20 protein-coding genes are annotated in these 22,642 nt (G+C 72.0%); 10 read left to right on the forward strand and 10 right to left on the reverse strand.

Features of this window, described 5'->3' with window-relative positions:
- Nucleotides 1-149 precede the first annotated feature (149 nt).
- The 6 genes from BJY17_RS18905 to aqpZ all read left to right on the forward strand — a co-directional run bounded on the left by BJY17_RS18905 (nucleotide 150) and on the right by aqpZ (nucleotide 6,668).
- Nucleotides 150-1,403, forward strand: coding sequence for a glycerophosphoryl diester phosphodiesterase membrane domain-containing protein (locus BJY17_RS18905; protein WP_179550597.1), 1,254 nt, complete (start codon nucleotides 150-152; stop codon nucleotides 1,401-1,403).
- Entirely contained in the window at nucleotides 1,394-2,083 is a 690-nt protein-coding gene (locus BJY17_RS06270) for a DUF4129 domain-containing protein (protein WP_179550598.1), read from the forward strand. The genes BJY17_RS18905 and BJY17_RS06270 overlap by 10 nt, the downstream gene beginning before the upstream one ends.
- Complete coding sequence (locus tag BJY17_RS06275; RefSeq protein WP_179550599.1) at nucleotides 2,080-3,372, forward strand: DUF4350 domain-containing protein; 1,293 nt, start codon at nucleotides 2,080-2,082, stop codon at nucleotides 3,370-3,372. The genes BJY17_RS06270 and BJY17_RS06275 overlap by 4 nt, the downstream gene beginning before the upstream one ends.
- Nucleotides 3,369-4,358, forward strand: coding sequence for an AAA family ATPase (locus BJY17_RS06280; RefSeq protein WP_179550600.1), 990 nt, complete (start codon nucleotides 3,369-3,371; stop codon nucleotides 4,356-4,358). The genes BJY17_RS06275 and BJY17_RS06280 overlap by 4 nt, the downstream gene beginning before the upstream one ends.
- An 18-nt stretch (nucleotides 4,359-4,376) precedes the next feature.
- Complete coding sequence (locus BJY17_RS06285) at nucleotides 4,377-5,714, forward strand: DUF58 domain-containing protein (RefSeq protein WP_179550601.1); 1,338 nt, start codon at nucleotides 4,377-4,379, stop codon at nucleotides 5,712-5,714.
- A 198-nt stretch (nucleotides 5,715-5,912) separates the two neighbouring features.
- On the forward strand, nucleotides 5,913-6,668 hold the full coding sequence (gene aqpZ / locus BJY17_RS06290) for an aquaporin Z (protein WP_179550602.1): 756 nt from the start codon (nucleotides 5,913-5,915) through the stop codon (nucleotides 6,666-6,668).
- A 77-nt stretch (nucleotides 6,669-6,745) separates the two neighbouring features.
- Here aqpZ and BJY17_RS06295 read toward each other — a convergent pair whose 3' ends face one another.
- A complete protein-coding gene (locus BJY17_RS06295; RefSeq protein ID WP_179550603.1) occupies nucleotides 6,746-7,741 on the reverse strand; it encodes a stage II sporulation protein M in 996 nt (331 codons plus the stop codon).
- Nucleotides 7,742-7,758: 17 nt separating this feature from the next.
- Between BJY17_RS06295 and BJY17_RS06300 the strand changes: the two genes are divergently transcribed.
- The gene (locus BJY17_RS06300) at nucleotides 7,759-8,601 is read left to right on the forward strand and encodes an RDD family protein (protein ID WP_179550604.1); all 843 of its coding nucleotides are present in this window, start codon (nucleotides 7,759-7,761) and stop codon (nucleotides 8,599-8,601) included.
- A 71-nt stretch (nucleotides 8,602-8,672) separates the two neighbouring features.
- Here the strand turns inward: BJY17_RS06300 and ahcY are convergent, their stop codons facing one another.
- The 3 genes from ahcY to BJY17_RS06315 form a co-directional block, all read right to left on the reverse strand.
- The gene (ahcY, locus tag BJY17_RS06305) at nucleotides 8,673-10,154 is read right to left on the reverse strand and encodes an adenosylhomocysteinase (RefSeq protein ID WP_179550605.1); all 1,482 of its coding nucleotides are present in this window, start codon (nucleotides 10,152-10,154) and stop codon (nucleotides 8,673-8,675) included.
- 64 nt (nucleotides 10,155-10,218) lie between these two features.
- Nucleotides 10,219-11,652, reverse strand: coding sequence for a phosphomannomutase/phosphoglucomutase (locus BJY17_RS06310; protein WP_179550606.1), 1,434 nt, complete (start codon nucleotides 11,650-11,652; stop codon nucleotides 10,219-10,221).
- Nucleotides 11,649-11,864, reverse strand: a complete 216-nt coding sequence (locus tag BJY17_RS06315; RefSeq protein WP_179550607.1) for a DUF3499 family protein — start codon at nucleotides 11,862-11,864, stop codon at nucleotides 11,649-11,651. Before BJY17_RS06315 ends, BJY17_RS06310 begins: the two co-directional genes overlap by 4 nt.
- A gap of 62 nt (nucleotides 11,865-11,926) precedes the next feature.
- On the opposite strand from BJY17_RS06315, the gene BJY17_RS06320 reads away from it, so the two are divergent.
- Nucleotides 11,927-12,370: a hypothetical protein gene (locus BJY17_RS06320; protein WP_179550608.1), complete on the forward strand. Its 444-nt coding sequence runs from the start codon at nucleotides 11,927-11,929 to the stop codon at nucleotides 12,368-12,370.
- Between the two features lie 30 nt (nucleotides 12,371-12,400).
- On the opposite strand, the gene BJY17_RS06325 is transcribed toward BJY17_RS06320, so the two are convergent.
- The 5 genes from BJY17_RS06325 to BJY17_RS06345 form a co-directional block, all read right to left on the reverse strand.
- Complete coding sequence (locus BJY17_RS06325; protein ID WP_179550609.1) at nucleotides 12,401-13,858, reverse strand: DUF5719 family protein; 1,458 nt, start codon at nucleotides 13,856-13,858, stop codon at nucleotides 12,401-12,403.
- 4 nt (nucleotides 13,859-13,862) lie between these two features.
- The gene (locus BJY17_RS06330; protein ID WP_179550610.1) at nucleotides 13,863-17,030 is read right to left on the reverse strand and encodes a glycosyltransferase; all 3,168 of its coding nucleotides are present in this window, start codon (nucleotides 17,028-17,030) and stop codon (nucleotides 13,863-13,865) included.
- A gap of 131 nt (nucleotides 17,031-17,161) precedes the next feature.
- Entirely contained in the window at nucleotides 17,162-17,482 is a 321-nt protein-coding gene (locus BJY17_RS06335) for a WhiB family transcriptional regulator (RefSeq protein WP_074258598.1), read from the reverse strand.
- A 154-nt stretch (nucleotides 17,483-17,636) separates the two neighbouring features.
- Nucleotides 17,637-18,605, reverse strand: coding sequence for a UDP-glucose 4-epimerase GalE (galE, locus tag BJY17_RS06340; RefSeq protein ID WP_179550611.1), 969 nt, complete (start codon nucleotides 18,603-18,605; stop codon nucleotides 17,637-17,639).
- Between the two features lie 83 nt (nucleotides 18,606-18,688).
- On the reverse strand, nucleotides 18,689-18,838 hold the full coding sequence (locus tag BJY17_RS06345) for a hypothetical protein (RefSeq protein ID WP_179550612.1): 150 nt from the start codon (nucleotides 18,836-18,838) through the stop codon (nucleotides 18,689-18,691).
- Nucleotides 18,839-18,923: 85 nt separating this feature from the next.
- Between BJY17_RS06345 and BJY17_RS06350 the strand changes: the two genes are divergently transcribed.
- Nucleotides 18,924-19,880: a GlxA family transcriptional regulator gene (locus BJY17_RS06350; protein ID WP_322789763.1), complete on the forward strand. Its 957-nt coding sequence runs from the start codon at nucleotides 18,924-18,926 to the stop codon at nucleotides 19,878-19,880.
- Between the two features lie 10 nt (nucleotides 19,881-19,890).
- Here the strand turns inward: BJY17_RS06350 and manA are convergent, their stop codons facing one another.
- Nucleotides 19,891-21,147, reverse strand: coding sequence for a mannose-6-phosphate isomerase, class I (gene manA, locus BJY17_RS06355; protein ID WP_179550613.1), 1,257 nt, complete (start codon nucleotides 21,145-21,147; stop codon nucleotides 19,891-19,893).
- A 111-nt stretch (nucleotides 21,148-21,258) separates the two neighbouring features.
- Here manA and BJY17_RS06360 point away from each other — a divergent pair, with 111 nt between their 5' ends.
- Nucleotides 21,259-22,620, forward strand: coding sequence for an O-antigen ligase family protein (locus BJY17_RS06360; protein ID WP_179550614.1), 1,362 nt, complete (start codon nucleotides 21,259-21,261; stop codon nucleotides 22,618-22,620).
- Nucleotides 22,621-22,642 lie beyond the last annotated feature (22 nt).

Genomic DNA, 22,642 nt, shown 5'->3' on the forward strand with positions numbered 1-22,642 from the left:
CTGTCAGCACCGCCGGGTCACGGCTGAAACCAGTGCCTAAACCCTAGTCGGTCAGGGCGGGAAGACCACCCGAGCGCCGTTCGGCGGGTGCCCGGCGCGTCGCCGAAATGTGCGAGCATGGTGGGAATCCGCCGGAAGGAGCCCCACAGGTGTCAGACCGCGATTGGCAGGCGCCCGGCGGTGCTCCCGTACCGCCGCAGGTTCCCGATGCCCCGGCCGCCGCCGGGTTCGACCCTGCGGCCTTCCCGCCGCCGACCGCCGCGGCGCCTCCGACAGCCGCGGTGCCCCCGACGTTCCCAGTGCCCCCGTCGTACGGCCCCCCACCGACTGCCGGCGCACCGCTCGGGTGGACGCCACCGCCCAAGCCCGGTCTCCTCCCGTTGCATCCGCTCGGGTTCGGAACGCTGCTGTGGGCGCCGTTCGCGGTGCTCCGGCGCAACCCCGCGGCGACGTTCGGCACCGGGCTCGTGGTGCAGCTGATCTCGGTGATCGCGACCGTCGCCGTCATCGCGCCGTTCATGGTCTTCGTCGTCACCCGGGTCGAGAGCGCGAGCAGCGACGCCGACGCCGACGCGCTCATGTCCGGCGCCGTCGGCGGCTTCCTGCTGCTCATGCTCGTGCCGATGCTGCTGTCGCTCGTCGCGAGCGCCTTCCTGCAGGGCGTCATGGTCGTCGATGTCGCGAGCGGAACCCTCGGCGACCGACTCCGGTTCGGCGCCCTCTGGAAGGCCGCGGCGAAGCGCATCTGGCCGCTGCTCGGCTGGACGGCGATGGTCGCCGGCGCGATCGCGGTCGTGTTCGGCGCGCTCGTGCTGGCCATCGTGCTCGCGGCGCTCATCGGCCCGGCGGCACTCGTCGTCGCCGTGCTCATCGGGCTCCTCGCCGGTTTCGGCCTGCTCGTGCTGGGCGCGTGGCTCGGCACCAAGCTCTCGATCGTGCCGAGCATCATCGTGCTCGAGGGCGTCGGCATCCGCACCGCGATGCGGCGTTCGTGGCAGCTGACCACCGGGTACTTCTGGCGCACGCTCGGCACGCTGCTCCTCGTCGGGGTCATCCTCTCCATCGCGTCGCAGATCGTCGTGCAGCCGGTCTCGCTCATCGGCACGATCCTCGCCGCGATCATCGACCCGACCGGCGCTGGCGCCGCCATCGCGATCACCGTCGTGACGATGGTCGTGACCCTCGTGCTCTCGCTCCTGATCGGAGCGATCACCGCGGTCGTGCAGGCCGCCCTCGTGGCCGTCATCTACATCGACCTGCGCATGCGCACCGAAGCCCTCGACCTCGAGCTCGTGCGGCACATCGAGCAGCGCGGAGCCGGCATGCCGGTGACCGACCCCTACCGTGCCCCGGCGGCCGCGGCGGCGCGTCCCGACGCGTCCTCCGCTCCCGCATGGCCGTGATCCTGCTGCGCGGCACCCCGCTCGACCCCGATGCGCCCGAGGCGCGTCGGTGGCTCGAAGACGAATTGACCGGACCCGAGTACCAAGCGGCGAAGCCGAGCCCGTTCGACGTCGCGATGCAGGCGATCCGCGACTGGTTCTTCGGACTCTTCGACGGCGCCACCGGCCTGCCGGGCCCGGTGCTCACGCTGCTGCTGGTGCTGCTCGTCGCCGCAATCGTGGTCGTCGGCCTGCTCGTCTTCGGAGTGCCGCGACTCCGGCGTCGTCGTCGGGGTGAGGTGCCGCTGTTCGACGACCACGACCTGCGCGACCTCGACACCCTGCGACGGGCGGCGACCGCGGCGGCCGGCGCTGGCGACTGGCCCCTCGCGATCGAGGAGCGGTTCCGCGCGCTCGTGCGCGGTCTCGTCGAGCGCGAGGTCGTCACCGTGCATCCCGGCACCACGGCGCGGGCGTTCGCGGATGCCGCGGCGTCGTCGTTCCCCGACCTGGCCGCCGAGCTGCGCGGTGCGGCGGGCGGGTTCGACGGCGTGCGCTACCTCGGCCGAGCCGGCTCGCCCGACGAGTACGCCCGGGTGACCGACCTCGAGCGGCGCGTCGCCGACGCGCGCCCGGCGGGGCGGGGCGACCACCGGGCATCCGCCGACGATGACCGCCGCACCCTCGAGGCTGCTCGATGACCGCGACGATCGAGACCCGGGACGCGGGTTCCGGGGCGCCGAAGACCGCAGGAGGCGGAGGCGCGACCGCGCCCGCGGTGACCCCCACGGTGCGGGCGTTCCTGAAGCGCCGCCGCGCTTGGCTCGTGATCGCCGCCGTGCTCGTGCTCGGCGCCCTCATCGTGATGGTGATCCAGGGCGGCGCGCGCACGCCGGGCTCGCCGCTCGCGGCCGACAATCCCGCCCCCGACGGAGCGAAGGCGCTCGTCGAGGTGCTCCGCGATCACGGGGTCGTCGTCACCGAGGCGCGCTCGTTCGACGCCGCGATCGACGCAGCCGACGGCACGGCGACCGTGCTGCTCTACGACGAGTACGCGATCCTCGACGAGCGCCGCCTGACGGAGCTCTCCGAGGCCGCCGACCGCCTCGTCGTGGTCGAGCCCGGGTTCACGGCCCTCGAGACACTCGCACCGGGCATCCGGTTCGCGGGCGCCGCAAGCGGTCCCCTCGACGAGGTCTCGTGCGACCTCGGTCCCGCCGAACGCGCCGGTTCGCTCTCCGACGGCCAGCGGCTGGTCACCGTCGACGACGAGGCTGCCGACGACGGCTGGCAGGGCTGCTTCCGCGACGGCGAGTTCGGCTTCGCGGTCGCGACCGGCCCGGCCCCGAGCGGTGCCGACCTCACGATCGTCGGGTCGACGAGCGTGTTCGCGAACCAGACCATCACCGAGGCCGGCAACGCCGCACTCGCGATCGGGCTGACGGGCGCGACCGACGAACTCGTCTGGTACCTGCCCGGCCCCGGCGACGTCGATGCCGCCGACGCCCCGACCCTGGCCGAGCTCACGCCGGGTTGGGTGAGCCCCGTGATGACGCTCGCGATCGTCGTCACCATCGTCGCGGGCATCTGGCAGGGTCGACGGTTCGGGCCGCTCGTCGTCGAGCGCCTCCCCGTGCACGTGCCCGCAGGTGAGACGAGCAGGGGTCGCGCCCGGCTCTACGCCCGCACGGCCTCCCGTACGCACGCACTCGATCAGCTCCGCATCGGCACGATCCTCCGCATCGCGCGCATGCTGCGACTGCCCCGTTCGGCCGGCGTCGACGAGGTCACCGACGCCGCCGCGCGGGCGACCGGCCGTGACGGGGCATCCGTGCACCGGCTGCTCGTCGACGACCTGCCAGGCGACGACCGCGCGCTCGTCGACCTCGGTGCACGGCTCGCGGACCTCGAAGCCGACGTGCAGCGTTCACTGGACCCGCGGAGCACCGCGAACCCCGATCGTGACGACCCCACAGGAAGGCGACCATGACCGATCCCATCTCCGCTCCGGCGATCGCTGCCACCGACGACGAACTGCGCGCCGCGCTCAACCGCGTGCGCACCGAGGTCGGCAAGGCCGTCGTCGGGCAGGACGGCGCCGTCACCGGCCTCATCATCGCCCTGCTGACGCGCGGCCACGTGCTGCTCGAGGGCGTGCCCGGCGTCGCGAAGACCCTGCTCGTGCGCACGCTCAGCCGCACGCTGCAGCTCGACACGCGGCGCCTGCAGTTCACGCCCGACCTGATGCCGGGCGACGTCACGGGTTCGCTCGCCTACGACCCGCGCTCGGGCGAGTTCGCGTTCCGCGAGGGCCCGGTGTTCACGAACATCCTGCTCGCCGACGAGATCAACCGCACCCCGCCGAAGACGCAGTCGGCCCTGCTCGAGGCCATGGAGGAGCGGCAGGTCTCCGCCGACGGCGTCACCCGGCCGCTCCCCGACCCGTTCATGGTCGCGGCGACGCAGAACCCGATCGAGTACGAGGGCACCTACGCGCTGCCCGAGGCGCAGCTCGACCGGTTCCTGCTGAAGCTCGTGCTCGACGTGCCCGAGCGGGGTGCCGAGCTCTCGCTCCTCCGCCGCCACGCCGACGGATTCGACCCCCACGACCTCGCCGCAGCAGGGGTGACCCCCGTGCTCGGCGCCGCCGAACTCGCGGCGGCACGCGCCGCGGCATCCGCGGTCCGCGTGGAGGACGACGTGCTCGGCTACCTCGTCGACCTCGCGCGCGCGACGCGCCGCAGCCCGTCGATGCGGCTCGGCGTGAGCCCGCGCGGCACCACCGGGCTCCTCGCCGCGGCGAAGGCCTGGGCCTGGCTCACGGGCTACGACTCCCTCACCCCCGACCACGTGCAGGCGATGCTGCTGCCCGTCTGGCGCCACCGCGTGCAGCTCCGACCCGAGGCGGAGCTCGAGGGCGTCTCGATCGACGCGGTGCTGCAGTCGATCGTGCAACAGGTGCAGGTGCCGCTCTGAGATGACCCGGATCCTCTGATGGCACTGACCGGTCGGTTCGCCCTCCTCGTCGCGCTCGGCGTCGTTCCCGTCGTCCTCGCGGGCGCCGTCGGCGCGCCCGAGGCATGGCTCGCGCTCGTCGGCTGGCTCGTGCTGGTCGTGGGCGCTGGCGTGCTCGACCTCTCGCTCGCCGCCTCGCCGCGGCGGGTGGCGCTGCGCCGCGACCTGCCCGACCGGGTGCGGCTCGGCGAGCCGGTGACGGCGGTGCTGAGCGTCGAGAACCTGGGGCAGCGGATGCTCCGCGCCACCGTGCGCGACGGCTGGGAGCCGTCGGCCGGGGTCGCCGGCCGCAACCGCACCCCGCTTCGCGTTCCCCCGTTCGAACGACGTCGCATCACGCTCCAGCTCACGCCGTGGCGGCGCGGCGACCGACGCAGCGACCAGGTCACGATCCGCTCGGCCGGCCCCCTCGGCCTCTGGTCGCGCCAGGCGACGCTCTCGGCACCCGGCCGCATCCGCGTGCTCCCGCCGTTCCACTCGCGGGTGCACCTGCCGTCGCGACTCACCCGCCTGCGCGAGCTCGACGGGCGAACGCCGCTCCTCATCCGCGGTCAGGGCACCGAGTTCGATTCGATCCGCGAGTACGTGCGCGGCGACGACGTGCGATCGATCGACTGGCGCGCCACGGCGAGGCACACCGACCCCGAGGTGCCCGGCGGCGCGCGTCTCATGGTGCGCACCTGGCGTCCCGAGCGCGACCGGCGCATCGTGATCGTGACCGACACGTCGCGCACGGCAGCGGCCCGCATCGCCGACGAGCCCCGCCTCGACACCGCGTTCGAGGCGTCGCTCCTGCTGGCCGCGCTGGCCTCGCACGCCGGAGACAAGGTCGACTTCCTCGCGTGGGATCGTAGACTCCGCGGCCGCGTGCACGGAGCCAGCGGTCCGGCATTGCTCGCCCGCATGGTCGACACCATGGCGGGCATCGACGCCGAACTGATCGAGGCCGACTGGGCCGCCGTGCCGGCGCAGGTGCGTCGCATCACGAGTCGGCACGCGCTCGTCGTGCTGCTCACCGCCGCCGACTCCCCCGGCACCGCGCGCGGGCTCCTCTCGATGCTTCCGCAGCTGACCTCGCGGCACACCGTGGTCGTGGCGTCCGTCACGGATCCCGCGTTGCTCGAGTCCGCCCGTGCGCGCGACGACCTCGAACAGGTCTACGCCGCCGCCGCGGCCGAACGGGGCCTCCTCGACGGCGAACGCGTCGGCGCCGCAGTGCGCCGCCTCGGCGGTCTCACCGTGACCGCCGCCCCGCAGGAACTCCCGCCGGCGCTCGCCGACCTCTACCTCGAGCTGAAGGCCTCCGGCCGGCTCTGACGGCATCGAGGGGTGACGTCGCGCGTCGGCGCATGTCGTGGCGCGTCGGCGTATTTCTCGGCGCGTCGGCGATGCCCAGCGGATTCACAACATTCGCGCGCGGTTCCCGTACGGCGGGCTGAGCGGTCGATAGGTTCGCTTTCAGGCACCAGGGGGTTGGTGCCGATTCTGACTTGTCTCCCCTACGAAAGGACCAACGTGTCTGACGCATCATCCGCCCTCGAGGCCCCCTCGACCGCGCAGAAGCTCACCGCCGAGTTCATCGGCACCTTCATCCTCGTCTTCGGTGTCATCGGCACCGTGTTGTTCGCCGCCGGGTTCAACGGTGGAGAAGGCGGCTTGAACGTCGGCTTCCTCGGCGTCTCCCTGGCCCTCGGCCTCACGGTCGTCGTCGGCGCGTACGCGTTCGGCCCGGTCTCGGGCGGGCACTTCAACCCCGCCGTGAGCATCGGCCTCGCCGTCGCCGGCAAGTTCTCGTGGAAGGCGGTCGGCCCGTACATCGCGGTGCAGATCCTCGGCGGCATCCTGGCGACCACCGTGCTCCTCGGAATCCTCTCGGCCGGCCCGCTGTTCGACATCGCCAAGTTCACGGGCGCCTCGACCGGGTACGACGAGCTCTCCCCCGGCGGCTACGGCCTCGGCTCGGTCTTCCTCATCGAGACCGTCGCGACGGCGATCTTCCTCTTCGTGATCCTCGGCGTCACGAGCACCCGCGCAGCCGTCGGCTTCGCCCCGCTCGCGATCGGCCTCACACTCACCCTGCTCGCGCTCATCGCGATCCCCGTGTCGAACGCCTCGTTCAACCCGGCCCGTTCGATCGCCACCGCGCTCTACGGCGGCGGCATCGCGTGGACCCAGCTCTGGGTGTCGATCGTGGCCCCGATCCTCGGTGCGGTGATCGCCGGTCTCATCTACAAGCTCGTCTTCGACCGCTCGAAGCAGCTCGCCGCGTAACCTCGCAGACGACGATGGCGGATGTCCCACGGGACATCCGCCATCGTCGTCTCCGCAGGCTCGAGCGACGCGTCGGGTCAGCCCGCGACGATGCGCTGCGAACCTGCGTCGAACTCGACGAGGTCGCCCGTCTCGCCCGCACGACTCGCGCGGCCGCCGAGCACGAGCATGTAGGCGAGGAACCCGCCGAGTGCAGCGACGCCGATGCCGATCTTCACCGGCCAGGGCCAGGGCGCCGGCGTGACGAATCCCTCGATGATGCCCGACACGAAGAGGAAGAACACGAGGCCGATCGCGACGCTGAAGAGCGCGCGGGCGTCTTCGGCGAGGGCGACGCCTCGCGGCCGGGCGCCAGGTGCCACCCAGGCCCAGAAGATGCGGAGGCCGGCCGCCGCCGCGACGAAGACGCAGGTGAGCTCGAGCAGCCCGTGCGGGGCGATGTAGAGGAAGAACGTGTCGGCCTCGTCGTAGGCGAACATGACCGCCGCATTGACGCCGAGGTTCTGCGCGTTCTGCAGGATCACCCAGGGCACCCACACGCCGAGGATCCCGAAGGCCACGCACTGCGCCGCGATCCACGCGTTGTTCGTCCAGACCGCGCCAGCGAACGACGCAGCGGGGTTCTCCGAGTAGTAGGCGACGAAGCCCTCCTCGGCGAGCTGGCGCAGCTCCTCCTCGCTGCCGAGCGCCGCGAGCACGCGCGGGTCGCCGCTGATCCACCACGCGTAGAGCGCGGCGACGACGACGGTGACGACGGCCACGGCGAGCGTCAGCCAGCGGAGTCGGTAGAGGGCGGCGGGCAGGCTCACGACCGCGAATCGCGTGAACTGCCGCAGCGGGTTCTCGGGCGCACCGGTGAACGCCAGCCTGGCCCGCGCGAGCGTGACCGAGAGGCGGTCGCCGAGCGGCGTCGCACCCGCGGTCGTCTGCACGAGCGAGAGGTCGGATGCCGCGCTCTGATACCGCTCGACGAGCTCGTCGGCCTCGGCGCCGTCGAGCCTACGGCGGCGTGCGAGCGCGTCGAGCCGCTGCCAGTCGTCGTGACGGGCGGAGGCGAGCGCATCGAGGTCCATCTGCTTGAATACTACCCATGGCAGATGCCCCGGTCGTCGCACAGCACGTGAGCCGATTCGACGACGAGGGCGTCGTCACCGGCGAGGCCGTCACGCTCGACGTGCGGCCCGCGAGCGCCATCATCCGCGCCGGGGGCGCGATCATCGATGTGCTCGTCTCCGTGCTCCTGATCGTCGGCCTCCTCCTCGCCCTCTCCGGGCTCGGCATCGACCAGAAGGGCTTCCAGGCCATCCTGATCGCGGGCATCGTGACCTGCATCGTGGTCATCCCCACGACGGTCGAGACGGCGTCGCGCGGCCGCTCGCTCGGCAAGCTCGCGTTGGGGCTGCGGGTCGTGCGCGACGACGGCGGGGCGATCGGCTTGCGGCACGCGTTCATCCGCGCGCTCACCGGTGTCGTCGAGATCTACCTGACCTTCGGTGGTCTCGCCGTGCTCGTCGGTTTCCTGAATCCGTCGTCGAAGCGACTCGGCGACCTGCTCGCGGGAACCCACGGCCAGGTCGAGCGGGTGCCCAAGCTGCCGTCGACCGCATTCGGCGTGCCGCCCCAGCTCGTGTCGTGGGCCGCGATCGCCGACGTCGCTCGCCTGCCCGACCCGCTCGCACGACGGGTCGCCGCCTTCTTCACGAACGCCGCGCACCTCGTTCCCGAGAGCCGCGCGCGCGTGGCGGCCGTGCTCGCCGCCGAGGTGGCCCCGTTCGTCTCACCGCTGCCCGATGCGCCGCCCGAGCTCTTCCTCGCGGGCGTCGCGGCGCTCCGGCGCGAGCGCGATGCCGTCGCACTCTCCCTCGTGGACGCCCGGATGGCGTCGCTGGCGCCGGTGCTCACGGCGACGCCGCCGGGCTTCCCCCAGCGCTGAGACGCCGGCACGACGGCACGCGACGGGTCGGATCCGACGGATGCCGCGAGCCGCGGCATCCGTCGCTCGTCTCAGTAGCGGTAGTGGTCGACCTTGTACGGCCCCTCGACGGGCACGCCGATGTAGGCCGCCTGCTCGGGCGAGAGCTCGGTGAGCACGACGCCGAGCGCGTCGAGGTGCAGTCGCGCGACCTTCTCGTCGAGGTGCTTCGGCAGCACGTAGACGCCCACCGGGTACTGCTCGGGGCGGGTCCACAGCTCGATCTGGGCGAGCACCTGGTTCGTGAACGAGTTCGACATGACGAACGACGGATGCCCCGTGGCGTTGCCGAGGTTCATGAGACGCCCCTCGGAGAGCACGAGGATCGAGCGCCCCGACGGCAGGCGCCACTCGTGCACCTGCGGCTTGATCTCGATGCGCTCGGCGCCCTCGAGCGACTCGAGCCCTGCCATGTCGATCTCGTTGTCGAAGTGGCCGACGTTCGCGACGATCGCGAGGTGCTTCATGGCGAGCATGTGGGCGGTGCGCACGACGTCCTTGTTGCCGGTGCAGGTGACGAAGATGTCGACTTCGCCGACGACGTCGTCGAGGCGGGCGACCTGGTAGCCGTCCATCGATGCCTGCAGCGCGCAGATCGGGTCGACCTCCGAGACGATGACGCGGGCGCCCTGACCGCGCAGGGCCTCCGCCGCACCCTTGCCGACATCGCCGTAGCCGACGACGAACGCGACCTTGCCGCCCATGAGCACGTCGGTGGCGCGGTTCAGGCCGTCGGGCAGCGAGTGGCGGATGCCGTACTTGTTGTCGAACTTCGACTTCGTGACCGAGTCGTTGACGTTGATGGCCGGGAAGAGCAGCTCTCCCTCGGCATGCAGCTCGTAGAGGCGGTGCACGCCCGTCGTGGTCTCCTCGGTGACGCCCTTGAGCTCCGCGGCGATGCGGGTCCAACGGTCGGCGCTCAGCTCGAGGCTCGCCCGCAGCGTGTCGAGCACGACGCGGTACTCGTGGCTCGCGTCATCCGTCGCCTCGGGAACGACGCCCGCAGCCTCGAACTCGCGGCCGCGGTGCACGAGCAGGGTCGCGTCGCCGCCGTCGTCGAGGATCATGTTGGGGCCGATCCACTCGGCGCCGGATGCCGCGGCCTCGGCCGACCAGTCGAAAATACGGTCGGTGCACCACCAGTACTCCTCGAGCGTCTCGCCCTTCCAAGCGTAGACCGGCACACCCGCGGGCGCGTCGACGGTGCCCTCGGGGCCGACGACGATCGCGGCGGCCGCTTCGTCTTGCGTGGAGAAGATGTTGCAGCTGGCCCAGCGCACCTGTGCGCCGAGCGCGACGAGCGTCTCGATGAGCACGGCGGTCTGCACCGTCATGTGCAGGCTGCCGGCGATGCGAGCGCCCGCGAGGGGCTTCGACGCACCGAACTCGGCGCGGAGGGCCATGAGGCCCGGCATCTCGTTCTCGGCGAGCCGCAACTGGTGCCGGCCGGCGTCGGCGAGTGAGAGGTCGGCGACCTTGAACGGGAGGGCGGTGGTCGCGGGCAGCGTGGTCATATGCCCATTCTGCCAGCTCGGCTCCGGCCGAACCTCCGCTTCACGGAGAGGGGTGCGATGCGGGTCAGGCGCGGATGAGCGCCAGCACCTCGTCGCGGATGGCCGCCATCGTCGCAGCGTCCTGCCCCTCGGCGTTCAGGCGCAGCAGCGGTTCGGTGTTCGAGGGCCGCACGTTGAACCACCAGAAAGCCTCGTCGCCGGCGGTCGTGCCCGTGACGGTGAGGCCGTCGAGCTCGTCGAACTCGGCACGATCGGTGAAGGCCTCGAAGATGCGCGTGTACGCGGCGGGAACGTCGTCGACGACCGAGTTGATCTCGCCCGACAGCGAGTACGGGGTGAACCGCGTGGACATCTCGGAGAGCGGGGCCTGCTGCGCGCCGAACTCGGCGAGCATGTGCATGGCGGCGAGCATGCCGTTGTCGGCGCCCCAGAAGTCGCGGAAGTAGTAGTGGGCCGAGTGCTCGCCGCCGAAGACGGCGCCGGTGGCCTTCATCTGGTCCTTGATGAGCGAGTGGCCGACACGCGTGCGCACGGCCGTCGCACCGGCGGCCTCGATCGCCTCGGGCACGAAGCGCGAGGTGATGAGGTTGTGGATGACCGAGACATCCGATTCGCCCATCGCCTGCACGCGGGCGATCTCGCGAAGCGCGACGACGGCGGCGACGGCCGACGGGTTCACCGCGCCGCCCTGCTCGTCGACGACGAAGCAGCGGTCGGCGTCGCCGTCGAACGCGAGTCCGAGGTCGGCGCCGTGCTCGACGACGGCGCGCTGCAGGTCGACGAGGTTCGCGGGCTCGAGCGGGTTCGCCTCGTGATTCGGGAAGGTGCCGTCGAGCTCGAAGTAGAGGGGCACGATCTCGAGGGGCAGGGCCGGGAGACCTGCGGCGGTGCCGAGCACGGCGGGCACCGTGAGCCCGCCCATGCCGTTGCCCGCGTCGACGACGATCTTGAGCGGTCGGATGCCGCTGAGGTCGACGAGCGAGCGCAGGTACGCCGCGTAGTCGGCGAGCACGTCGACGGTCGAGACCGTGCCGGGCTCGGCAGCGGGCACGATGCCCTGCTCGAGGTGGTCGGCCGCGCGATCGCGGATCGCGGCGAGGCCGGTGTCGAGCGAGATGCCCTGGGCGCCGGCGCGCGAGAACTTGATGCCGTTGTAGGCGGCGGGGTTGTGGCTCGCCGTGAACATCGCCGCGGGCGCATCCATCGAGCCGGACGCGAAGTAGCTCTCGTCGGTCGAGCACAGCCCGATCGAGACGACGTCGGCGCCGCGGGCGGTCGCGCCGCGGGCGAAGGCCTCGGCGAAGCCGGGCGAGGAGTCGCGCATGTCGTGCCCGACGACGACCCGGCCACCGGCGGCGCCGACCTCGTCGACGAACGCCGCGGCGAGGGCCTCGACCGTCTCGGCGGTCAGCCCCTCCCCGACGATTCCGCGGACGTCGTAGGCCTTCACGATCGCGTCGAGGCGCGCTCGGGCCTCGGAAGGTGCAGCGGAATTCATGCCTTGAAACCTACCTCACCGATGCTCACGTGCCGCACGACCTGCCACCCGACGGGCGCCGACGTGCGCTCGGCGTGCCGGGCGCAGAGGTCGTAGCCGTGGGGCTCCCGGTTCGCCGCGAGCGGGCCGAGCACGGCCATCGAATCGGCATAGTCGAACGTCAGCGTGGCAACCGCTTCGGCAGCGCAGGCAGTGCGCGAACAACGTCTCATGGCTCCACCAGAGTAGCGAGCATCGCGGGCGATCGGCGGATACGACTCGGTACGATGGGGGCATGCCCCGCTCCCGTCGTGTCGCCTCCGAGCCGCGCTCGCCCCGACGGCTCGCCCGAGACCGTCACGGCCGCGGACTCCGCTCGGCCGTCACCGGGCCGCACCTGCCGATGCTGCACAACCGCCTCGACGACTTCGACGTCACCGTCGGCACGACCGCGGCGTATCTGCGCGGGCTCTGGCCCGAACTCGAGGGCGTCGTGTTCGAGGTCGCGCAGGGGCCGGCCGAGGCCATCCACGACGACCACGTCGACCGGTGGAAGGTCTTCCACGACGAGCGTCGCATCGTCTTCTACCGCCTGCCCATCGTGCGATTCCTGCGCCTGCAGGAGGGTGAGGAGCGCGAAGAGAAGCTGCTCATCGAGAGCTGCGTCTTCCGCGCGATCGCCGACCTGCTCGGCAAGGACCCGTGGGAACTCGCACCGGGACGCTACCGCCACCTCTGAGCGCGTGCGCGCACGCCCGACGACGTGCCGCTACCGGGGGAACACGCGGATGGGCGCGTCGAGCGGACCGGGCGGCTGCACCCCGAACGCGGCGAGCTCGCCCTCGGCGTCGAACGACACCGCGGCGTGCACGCCGGCGACCCCGGCGAGCCTGACGGTCGAGCCGGCATCGACCTCGACGGATGCCGCCGACCCCGCGTCGATCGTGATGGCGCGCGCCGATCCGTCGATCGTGAGCTGCACCTCTGCGACGTCCTCGCCCTCGTTCGCGAGGTGCAGCACCGGCGAACCGCCGTCGGGAATCGCGACGACCGCATCGTCGAGAAGCGGCGCGGTCGAGACCGACCACGCGAAATCGCCCGCTGCCGCGATGTCGGCCGCACCCGGCGCCGGCGCAGCGTCCGTTCCGCCGACGGCGGCGCGAGCTGCCGCGACGATGGGCCCGTCGGCTTCGAGTCTCACCGTGTAGGCCCCGGCCTCGAGCACTCCGAGCGGCACGTCGGTCGCCCGCCCAGGCTGCAGGGTCGCCTCGATCGTGGCGCCTGCGGCACTGCCGGTCTCGGGAACGAGCCCGATCGACACGTCGACGGGTTCGTCACCGACGGCGAGCAGCCGGACGGCCGGGAAGCCGTCGCCCTCGGCGTGATCCTCGGCGGGATCGATGCCGCCCGCCTCGGCGACCACGAACCCGGGGATGATCTGGGTGGTCGCCGGCATCGCGGCGGCACCGGTGAGCTCGACGCCCGCCGGCGCGAGACCGTCGACGGCGGACTGCTCGAGCGTCGCGGCGATCGTTCCCCCGGAACTCGTGACGTGCACGACCGGCGAGGACAGGTTCGGGGCGATACCGGCGAGCGAGACCACCCGCTGGCTGCCGCCGGGCACGATGATGCCGAGCGCGGAACCGGCGTCGATCGCGCCGGTCTCGCCCGTCACCCGCACGTCGACGGTCGCGGCGACGTCGGTGGGATTCGCGAGCATCACGAGGCTCGTGCGTCCGAGCGTCGTGGCGCCGGCGACGAGCCACGACTCGGAGGTCGCCTCGGCGCACGCCGTGGCGGCGAATCCGGCCATCGTCTCGGTGTCGGCCGATTGCGACTGCGCTCCCGCGATCAGTCCGGCATCGACGGTGCCCGGCTCGACCTCGATCGCGACGGGGGTGCCGTCGCGGTCGGCGCGCGGGTTCTCGGGCGCGTCGATCGGGGTCTCGGTGATCTCGGCATCGTCGGGATCGGCACCGACGATCACGTCGGCCTCACCGATGGACGACGCGGTCGTCGCGGCTGCGGCATCGTCGGCGAGGGTGAGCAGCGGGCCCGGGCAGACGCGCTGCTGACGGCTCTCCGCGGGCTGCACGACGAGGGAGGGCGGCGTGACCCGGTGCTCCGGCCACGGCACGAGGGCGGCGGCTCCGAGCGCGGCCACGGCGAGCGCGGCCGCCACGAGGAATCCGGCGGCCCTGCCGCCGATGCGGACGATGGATCGCATGCGATCAGCGGGCATCGTCGTCTCCCTTCGTCTCGGTCGGTTCGGGTCGGTCGGCCGCCCCGTCGGGCTCCTCGTCCGGGGGCGGCGATCCGACCGGCGACGACGGTTCCGTCGTGTCGGCCGGCGGCTCGGAGGCTTCGGCCGAGGTCGCGCCGGAGCCGTCCGCCGCTTCCTCCCGGCCGGCGGGCTCGTCGGCGGCAGGGGAATCGCCCGCGGCATCCGCCTCGTCGGTCTCCGCAGGATCGCCGGTCGCCGCCTGCTCGCCGGTCTCCGCACGATCGCCGTCTGCGGACTCGCCGTCATCGGCCTCGCCCGAGTCGGCTGCTCCGTCGGCGACGGCAGGCTTCCGCGACTTCGCGGGCCGGCGCGGGCGGCGTCGCACGGGGCGCCGGTCGGCTTCGCGCCCGGCACCGGTCGGAATGGAGAGCAGCAGGGTCGCGCCGAGCACGACGAGCTGCACGGCGCTGACGATCGCCGTCAGCGCACCGCCCGCGTTCGGCGGAATCTGCGCTGCCGGTGCGTCGGGCTCCGCGGCGCTGAACCTCCAGAGCGTTCCGAAGTCGGTCTCGCCGACCGCGATGAGGGCGGAATTGCCGTCGAGGGCGGTGCGCGCGCGGTTCGCGGTCGCCTCGGCCTCGCGGTCGTCTCCCGCGGGCGGAGCCAGCAGCACGAAGGAGACGCCGAAGTCGCGGATCGCGGCATCCGGATCGAATCCGCTGCGGGAGGCGAGGTTGCCGGCGACCTCAGCGAGCTGCTCCTCCGATTCGCTCATCTCCTCGAGCGTCTGCTCGAGGGTCGACTGCTCGTCGAGCGTCGTGCCCGTGCCGTGCTCGAGGGTCGACCGGATGCTGCCGTCGGACTCGGGCTGGATGCGGAGCGTCGTCACCCGCGGATCGGTATCCGCCTCGGCACCGACGAACGCCGGCAGCGTGCGCTCGGCAGCCGGGCCGATCGTCGTCTCTGCCGTGGCGATGGCCAGACCCGTCGGCACCACCGCCGCGATGGTCGTCACGGCGACGAACCACGCGACCGCCGCGCCGCCGCGCCGCACGGCGCTCAGCGCGATGGCCGCTGCGAGCACGAGCCCGAGCCAGGCGAGACTCAGCCCCGGGCCGGTCCAGAGCTGCACGGCGGCCGGACCGGCCACCGCCACCGCGACGTGGCTCGCGGCGACGGCGGTCGCGAAGCCGATCAGCACGATGCCGAGGCTGAGCACCGCCCCGCGGATGCCCGGCGCCAGCACGGCGGCCAGCGCGGCGACGATGAGCGGCACCACGAGGAGCGTCAGGAGGAGCTTCGGGTCGATCAGGGCGCCGTCGCCGAGGAGGGCTGACCAGCCGCCCCATGGCTCGCCGGGGAACCCGAGGGCGAGCTGCCACACGGGGGGAACCGTGCTCTGGAGCGGCAGGCCCGGGTCGGCGAGCAGTGCGATCGGGGCGCCGCGACCGAGTTGCTCGAACACGAGCGGCGCGAAGAGCACGAAGGCCGGCAACGGCAGGCCTGCGAGGCGCACGGCGGCACGACCGCTGACCGCGAGCCCGACGATCCAGGCCAGGAGCAGCGCCGGCGCGAGGCTCGGTGCGGCCGCGATCACGGCCGCGAACAGGAGGGACGCCGTCGCGGCTGCCGCCCACGACGTCGCCGCGCCGAACACGGCGAACGCGAGCCAGCCGAGCAGCACATGGGCGAGCACGGCGCCCGGGCGCCCGTCGCCGAGCGCCACGAGCAGCGGCGGGGCGAGTCCCCAGACGAGCGCGACGACCGCGCGCACGGAGCCGCGCTCGGTCAGTCGTGAGGCGGCGAACCACGCACCCAGGGTCGCGACGGGGACCGCGACCAGCCAGAGCAGCACGAGCGCGAACGACGGCGCCCAGAACGAGAGCGAGCCGAGCACGGCGAGCACGCCGGCGAACGGGTCGGCGGCGCCGACGAATCCGGCGCCGATGTCGCGCCATCCGTAGGCCGCATTGCGCCACAGCTCGTCGAGCCCGCTCGAGAGCGGGAGGATGCCCCCGCCGCTGAGGCCTCCGGCGCCGAGCAGCCACGAGAACAGGGCGACACTCGCCACGACCGAGACGAGGAGCACCCAGCCGCCGCCGGTTCCGAGGAACTGCAGCTCGTGCTTCCGGCCCCGGGCTCTGGCGCGGCGCTCCTCGGCGGCGTGCTGTCGCCGCCGGCGCACCTCGTCGGGCTGCATCCGGAGCGGCGCGATCGCCGACCACCCGGTCGTGCGCGCCGCCTTCAGCCGTCGACGGGCGCGGGCGACCCGCATGCCGGAGAACATCGTGCCGAGCGCTGCGGCGAACTCACCGGTGATCGCGCCGGGCGACTTCACGAGCAGCAGCCGGATCGAGCGGAGGATCGCGAGCGGCAGGAAGCTCAGCCAGTGCACCGGAACGACGACGGCCGGTGCGTAGACCAGGCGGCGGTGCAGCGCGGCGGCCCGAGCGGCGCGGGTACGGCGCCGGGCAGCGCGCGCGCGGGGGTCGGCCGACGGCCCCACGACGCCGTCGCCGGCGAACCGCACGTGCGCGTCGGGCACGACCGAGACCCGGTGGCCTGCGAGGCGGGCCCTGATCGAGAAGTCGAGGGCGTCGTCGACGGTCGGCAACGCGGGGTCGAAGCCGTCGAGCGACCGCCAGACCGTGTGCCGCACGAGGATCGCGGCGGAATCGAGCCCGAGCACGTCGCTGAGACCGTCGTGCTGCCCCTGGTCGAGCTCGCCCGAGACGAGCGCGACGCTGCGGCCGAACCGGGTCATCGTCCGGCCGAAGGTCGCGATGCGGTCGGGATCGTCCCATTCGCGGAGCTTGGGGCCGGCGATCGCGACGGACTTCGCCGTCTCGAGGGTCGCGACGAGCCGCTCGAGCGCCTCGGGCGCCGGGGCGGTGTCCTCTGCGAGGAGCCACAGTGCGTCGGCGTCGGACTCCGGCGCATCGAGCACCCGGTCCGCCGCGCGCACCGCTTCGCCGAACGAGAGTCGCTGCGAGAGTTCGACGATGTGCGTCGGCGACGAGGCCGCGGCGATCTCGCGCGCCTCGGCATCGGCTTCCGTCAGCACGACGACGAGGGCATCGGGGGCTCGGCGCTGGGCTCGAATCGCTTCGAGGGAGCGTCTGAGGTGGTCGCCACCGTGATGTGCGACGAGGACGGCGGTGACTCTGGGGAACATCGGGGTCAGCCTAAGCGGCGCACCACGCGGCATTCGTCACCACTCCGGGCGTGCCTCGAAAAGACGGATCGAATGTCAGACGTTGCGACCGCGGCCGCGAGCGCGGGGCCCGCCGAAGCAGGCCCCACGACTCAGACCGCTCGTTTGCGGAGCTTGCGTCGCTCACGCTCGGAGAGCCCGCCCCAGATGCCGAAGCGCTCGTCGTTGCCGAGCGCGTACTCGAGGCACTGATTGCGTACCTCGCATCCGGTGCAGATCTTCTTCGCGTCCCTCGTCGATCCGCCCTTTTCAGGGAAGAACGCCTCAGGATCTGTTTGCGCGCACAGCGCGTCGCTCTGCCATGCCAACGGATTGTCATCGTCTGAGACCGAACGAACCCCCGGAACGCCCAGCCTGACCGGATCGACGAACCAATCGTCAGGTACTCCAGAACGATATTCAGGATTGCTCATATCGTCTCCCACCCAGTTGTACCGACCACCCAGAGGGTGTGTCACGACCAATTACACCGGTGTAATTCCCGTGAGTCAAGTCGCAGATGGTAAACCCTCAATCCACCGTCGAGGCTTGATGACCCGCTCGACACGCCGGGACGTTGAGCAGACGTTATGAATCGGATGCCGCGCGGCGGGCCTGCCAGGCGCTCTCGACCATCTCCGTGAGCGTGTGGCGCATGCGCCAATCGAGGTCTCGTTCCGCGAGTTCGCCGGAGGCGACGATGCGGGCGGGATCGCCGGCGCGGCGCTCGACGATCTCCGGCGAGAACTCGATGCCGGTGACCTCCGCGACCGCGCGCATGATCTCGCCGACCGAGACGCCGTCTCCGGAGCCGAGGTTGTAGACCGGCTCGAGATCGTCGCCGGCGTCGAGGCGACGCGCCGCGACGACGTGCGCCTCTGCCAGGTCGGCCACGTGGATGTAGTCGCGCACGCAGGTGCCGTCGGGGGTCGGGTAGTCGCCGCCGTTGATGCGGGGGGTGCGCCCGTCGATCAGGGCGTCGAAGACGAGCGGGAAGAGGTTGTGCGGGCTGACGTCGAACACCTCGGGAGTGCCGGAACCGACGACGTTGAAGTAGCGCAGACTCGTGTGGTGGAGGCCGGCCGCCTTCGCCTGGTCGGCCAGCAGCCACTCGCCGATGAGCTTCGACTCGCCGTAGGGCGACTCCGGATGCTTCGGGGTCGCCTCGGTGACGAGGTCGACGTCGGGCGTGCCGTACACGGCGGCGCTCGACGAGAACACCATGCGGCCGACACCCTTCGACTCCATCGCCGCGAGCAGCGTGGCGGTGCCGGTGACGTTCTGCCGGTAGGTGTGGAGGGGTTGCTGAACCGAGACGCCGGCGTACTTGAATCCGGCGAGGTGCACGACGCCCTGGACGTCGTGCTGCTCGATCGTGCGCTCGATCACCGAGCCGTCGAGGATGCTGCCGTTCACGAAGGGGGTGCCGGCCGGGACGAACTCGTGCCGACCCGACGACAGGTCGTCGAGCACGACTGCCCCGATGCCCTGCGCCTCGAATGCGCGCACGACGTGCGCGCCGATGTAACCCGCTCCCCCAGTGACCAGCCAGCTCATGTTCCCGCCTCCCGGCGCGGTGTCTCCGTGCCGGGATCGATCGTATCCGGACGCAGCCCGGTCGCCGGCTGCGTCGGAGGCGCTCAGGCGGACCGGGTGGGCTGGTGCTCGGCGTGCCGGTTGCGGTCGCGGATCTCGGGTCGACCGTAGCCATCGGTGTCGAGGCGGAGCACGGTGGCGAGCACACCCCAGACGGCGAGTCCTGCGAGGACGAGGAAGATGATCGTGGTCATGGCAGTAAATGTATGACTTGTGAGATACTGCCGAAAGTGGCAGAGTGGCCATCAAACGACCGATTCCTGCCAAACGGAGGCCGCCGTGCTCCAGACCATCGCCTGCATCGCCATGCCCCAGATGGCGCCCTTCGAGTTCGGCGTGCTCTGCGAGGTGTTCGGCATCGATCGCAGCGACACCGGCGGCCCGACCTTCGACTTCCACGTCGTCGCAGCGGAGCCGGGGCCCATCCCCACGAAGCTCGGCTTCGACATCGTCGTGCACGAGGGGCTCGACTTCGCCCGCGCCGCCGACCTGGTGGCCGTGCCGGCGGCGCTCATCGACGAGCCCGTCGACGAGCGGGTCTCCCAGGTGCTGCGCGACGCGGTCGAACGCGGCGCCTGGGTGCTCTCCGTCTGCTCCGGCGCCTTCACGCTCGGCCGGGCCGGCGTGCTCGACGGCCGGCGCGCCACGACGCACTGGATGTACACCGAGCGCCTCGCCGAGATGTTCCCCCGGGCCGACGTCGACGCCGACGTGCTCTTCGTGCAAGACGGGAAGGTCGTCACCGGGGCCGGCACCGCCGCCGGCATCGACGCCGCGCTCCACATCGTGCGCACCGAACTCGGAGCGAGCGCCGCGAACATGATCGCCCGCCGCATGGTCGTGCCGCCGCAGCGCGACGGCGGCCAGTCGCAGTTCATCCAGTCGCCCATCGCCGAATGCCGCAGCGACTCCTTCGCGAAGATCACGGAGTGGATGGTCGAGCACCTCGACGAGGACCTCACCGTCGACCTGCTCGCCCGCAAGGCGCTCATGTCGCCGCGCACGTTCGCACGCCGGTTCCGAGCCGAGACCGGCACGACGCCGAACGCGTGGCTCAACCGCCAACGGCTGCTGCGCGCCCAGCAACTGCTCGAAGAGACCTCGTTCACGCTCGAGGAGATCGCCCGCGACACGGGCTTCGGCGCCGCCGCCGTCATGCGGCACCACTTCGTGAAGGTGCTGCAGACGACGCCGACGGCCTATCGCCGGCTCTTCGGCATGCGGGTCGCCTCCTAGGCCCGTCGAACTATTCGACGAGCGCCGACGGCGATCCCGTCGTCGCGATCCAGGCGATGCCCGCGCCGCTGATCTCGAGCGCTCGCTCGTCGGGCGTGACGTAGACCGACTCGCCGCGACCGAGCACGACGGATGCCCCGGTGCCGCCGCCGATCGAGACGCCGTCGCCCTCGACGACCACGATCGCCGGCCCGTCGAGCTCGACCCGCGCGACCTGCGTCGCCGGCCCGACCCGGTACAGCTCGAAGTCGGGTACGCCGGGACGGTACGCCGTCACCCCGGGAGAGACCTCGAGCGGGGCGAGGTAGGGCGCGGCGATCGGCGTGAAGTCGAGCACGTCGATGAGTTCGGTGACGTCGATGTGCTTCGGCGTCAGGCCGCCGCGCAGCACGTTGTCGCTGGCCGCCATGAGCTCGATGCCCAGTCCGTCGAGGTATGCGTGGATGTTGCCGGCAGCGAGGTAGAGCGACTCGCCTCGAACGAGGCGCACCCGGTTGAGCAGCAGCGAGAGCACGACCCCGGGGTCGCCGGGGTACTCCGCGGCGAGCGCGCCGACCGTCTCGAACGACGGCCCGTACGGCGAGGCGAGCGCGGTCTCGGATGCCGCGAGCGCCGTGACCCGGTCGATGACCCACGACGCCTCGCCGGTGTCGCCGCCGCGACCGTCGCGCAGCAGCCACTCGACGGTGTCGCGCAGTGCGTGCTCACCCGACAGGCGGGACTCGAGCAGGTCGAGCGCGGCCGGTTCGGGCTCGGACGACGCGGCATCCGCAGCTCGCAGCACCTCGAGCACGCCGCGCACCTCGCTGAGCGGACGGAACCCCGAGAGGGCGTCGAAGGTGTCGCTCACCGCGACGATGAGCTCGGGCTTGTGGAACTCGTCCTTGTAGTTGCGGTCGTATGCCGTGAGCGGCACGCCGTCGGCCTCCTCGCGGGCGTACCCGGCGCGCGCCTGCGCGGGCGTGGGGTGCGCTTGCAGCGAGAGCGGCGCGGCCGCCGCCAGCACCTTCATGAGGAACGGCAGCCGTGCACCTTCCGCGGCGAGACGGGCGCCGAGCGCCCGCACGGGATCGGCCTCGATCCAGGCTGCGAGATCGGCGTGCCCGACGGATGCCGCGTCGAGCACCCGAGCCGGCGAACCCGGGTGCGCTCCGAGCCAGAGCTCGGCCTCGGGCGCCCCGGAGGCGTCGGTACCGCGGAACTCCGCGATCGCCGTGGCGGAGCCCCAGCCGTAGTCGCGCGGGGTGTTGCCGATCGCTGTGAACATGCCCGGGGTTCCTCTCGGTCGTGTGGGTCCAAACTATCAAGCAGACGGGTTCGGTCCCGCTCGCGCCAGCCGCCGGATGGACGCAGCCGGGCCCGCGATAGCCTGTACCTCATGAGCACCGATCGACGACGCTGGATCACGGCGTACGCGACGTTCGCGCTGTTCACCGTGCTCGCCGGCCAGTTCTGGCGCAACCTGCTCGGCTGGTGGGGATTCGGCATCGTCGCCGCCCTGGTGCTGATCGGCGCGGTCGTGCTGGTCGCCCAGGTGAAGCCGAGGTGGATCTGGCGCCGGGTGCCGAAGTCGACCCTCGTCTTCGTGCTGCTCGCGACGGCCTCGATCGCGTGGTCGTTCTACCCCGGGGCATCCGCGCTCGGCGTGGCCATCACCCTCGCGACCACGTTCACCGCCGTCGCCCTCGTGCTGTGCCTGAACTGGACGCAGTTCGTGCGCTGCCTCGGCGGCGCGCTCAAGTGGGTGCTCGGCCTCTCGCTCGCCTTCGAGCTCTGGGTCGCGATCTTCGTCGGCGGGCCGCTGCTGCCGAACTTCCCCGATTTCGAGGTCACGGGCGAGAAGCTGCCCATGGCCTTCTACTGGTCGCGCGGACTCCTCTTCGACGGCGGCCCCATCGAGGGCATCGTCGCGAGCCGCAACCTGCTGGCGATGGTGGCGCTGCTCGGACTCGTCGTGTTCGGGGCCATGCTCGCGGCCGGCAGCGTTCGCCGTGGCTCCGGCATCGCGTGGATCGTCGTCGCCGGCCTCGTGTTCGCGCTCACCCGGTCGGCGACCGTCATCCTCGTCGCCGTCATCGTGCTCGTGGCGCTCGGCTTCGCGCTCTGGGCGAGGAGGGTCGGGCCCGATCGCCGTCGTGGGCTGTACTGGGCCGCCGCGGCGACGCTCGTGGCGGCGGTCACCGCGCTGATCGTCTTCTGGGATCGGCTGCTCGACCTCTTCGGCAAGAGCGAAGACCTCACCGGCCGGTTCGACATCTGGAACTCCGTGATCGGGCTCGCCGTCGAACGACCGTGGTTCGGCTGGGGCTGGGTCGGCTACTGGGTGCCCTGGGTCGAACCGTTCGAGGATCTCGCCGTGCGCAAGGGCGTGACCTACCTGCAGGCGCACAACGCCTGGCTCGACGTGTGGATGCAGCTCGGCATCATCGGCGTGATCGCATTCGCCTCCATCGTGACCGGTGCGCTGTGGCGCTCGTGGTTCCTCGCCGTCGACCGTCCGATGGATGCCGCGGGGCGGCCGCTCCCCCATTCCGCCGCCGCCCTCGTGCCGCTGCTCCTGCTCGTCGCGCTCATCGGTCAGAGCTTCGCCGAGAGCCGTCTCCTGATCGAGAGCGGCTGGCTGCTGCTCATCGCGATCGCCTGGTCGACCAAGCGGCGGCAGTGGGAGCACGAACCCCTTCCAGCCGAGCCCGTGCCGGTGCCGGCATCGCGGATGCCTCCTCCCGAGGTCGCTCGATGAGCCGAGCCTCGCGCATCGGGGG

It is taken from the genome of Agromyces hippuratus, assembly GCF_013410355.1.
Lineage (GTDB): Bacteria > Actinomycetota > Actinomycetes > Actinomycetales > Microbacteriaceae > Agromyces > Agromyces hippuratus.

What these genes read in the sequence shown, in the direction of transcription:
- BJY17_RS06300 (WP_179550604.1), top strand. Translation starts at nt 7,759, where the DNA reads ATGGCAGATGCCCCGGTCGTCGCACAGCACGTGAGCCGATTCGACGAC.
- BJY17_RS06310 (WP_179550606.1), bottom strand. Translation starts at nt 11,652, where the DNA reads ATGAATTCCGCTGCACCTTCCGAGGCCCGAGCGCGCCTCGACGCGATC.
- BJY17_RS06285 (WP_179550601.1), top strand. Translation starts at nt 4,377, where the DNA reads ATGGCACTGACCGGTCGGTTCGCCCTCCTCGTCGCGCTCGGCGTCGTT.
- manA (WP_179550613.1), bottom strand. Translation starts at nt 21,147, where the DNA reads ATGTTCACAGCGATCGGCAACACCCCGCGCGACTACGGCTGGGGCTCC.
- BJY17_RS06275 (WP_179550599.1), top strand. Translation starts at nt 2,080, where the DNA reads ATGACCGCGACGATCGAGACCCGGGACGCGGGTTCCGGGGCGCCGAAG.
- ahcY (WP_179550605.1), bottom strand. Translation starts at nt 10,154, where the DNA reads ATGACCACGCTGCCCGCGACCACCGCCCTCCCGTTCAAGGTCGCCGAC.
- galE (WP_179550611.1), bottom strand. Translation starts at nt 18,605, where the DNA reads ATGAGCTGGCTGGTCACTGGGGGAGCGGGTTACATCGGCGCGCACGTC.
- BJY17_RS06360 (WP_179550614.1), top strand. Translation starts at nt 21,259, where the DNA reads ATGAGCACCGATCGACGACGCTGGATCACGGCGTACGCGACGTTCGCG.
- BJY17_RS06320 (WP_179550608.1), top strand. Translation starts at nt 11,927, where the DNA reads ATGCCCCGCTCCCGTCGTGTCGCCTCCGAGCCGCGCTCGCCCCGACGG.
- BJY17_RS06280 (WP_179550600.1), top strand. Translation starts at nt 3,369, where the DNA reads ATGACCGATCCCATCTCCGCTCCGGCGATCGCTGCCACCGACGACGAA.
- BJY17_RS06335 (WP_074258598.1), bottom strand. Translation starts at nt 17,482, where the DNA reads ATGAGCAATCCTGAATATCGTTCTGGAGTACCTGACGATTGGTTCGTC.
- BJY17_RS06315 (WP_179550607.1), bottom strand. Translation starts at nt 11,864, where the DNA reads ATGAGACGTTGTTCGCGCACTGCCTGCGCTGCCGAAGCGGTTGCCACG.
- BJY17_RS06330 (WP_179550610.1), bottom strand. Translation starts at nt 17,030, where the DNA reads ATGTTCCCCAGAGTCACCGCCGTCCTCGTCGCACATCACGGTGGCGAC.
- BJY17_RS06295 (WP_179550603.1), bottom strand. Translation starts at nt 7,741, where the DNA reads ATGGACCTCGATGCGCTCGCCTCCGCCCGTCACGACGACTGGCAGCGG.
- BJY17_RS06270 (WP_179550598.1), top strand. Translation starts at nt 1,394, where the DNA reads ATGGCCGTGATCCTGCTGCGCGGCACCCCGCTCGACCCCGATGCGCCC.
- BJY17_RS06345 (WP_179550612.1), bottom strand. Translation starts at nt 18,838, where the DNA reads ATGACCACGATCATCTTCCTCGTCCTCGCAGGACTCGCCGTCTGGGGT.
- BJY17_RS06325 (WP_179550609.1), bottom strand. Translation starts at nt 13,858, where the DNA reads ATGCGATCCATCGTCCGCATCGGCGGCAGGGCCGCCGGATTCCTCGTG.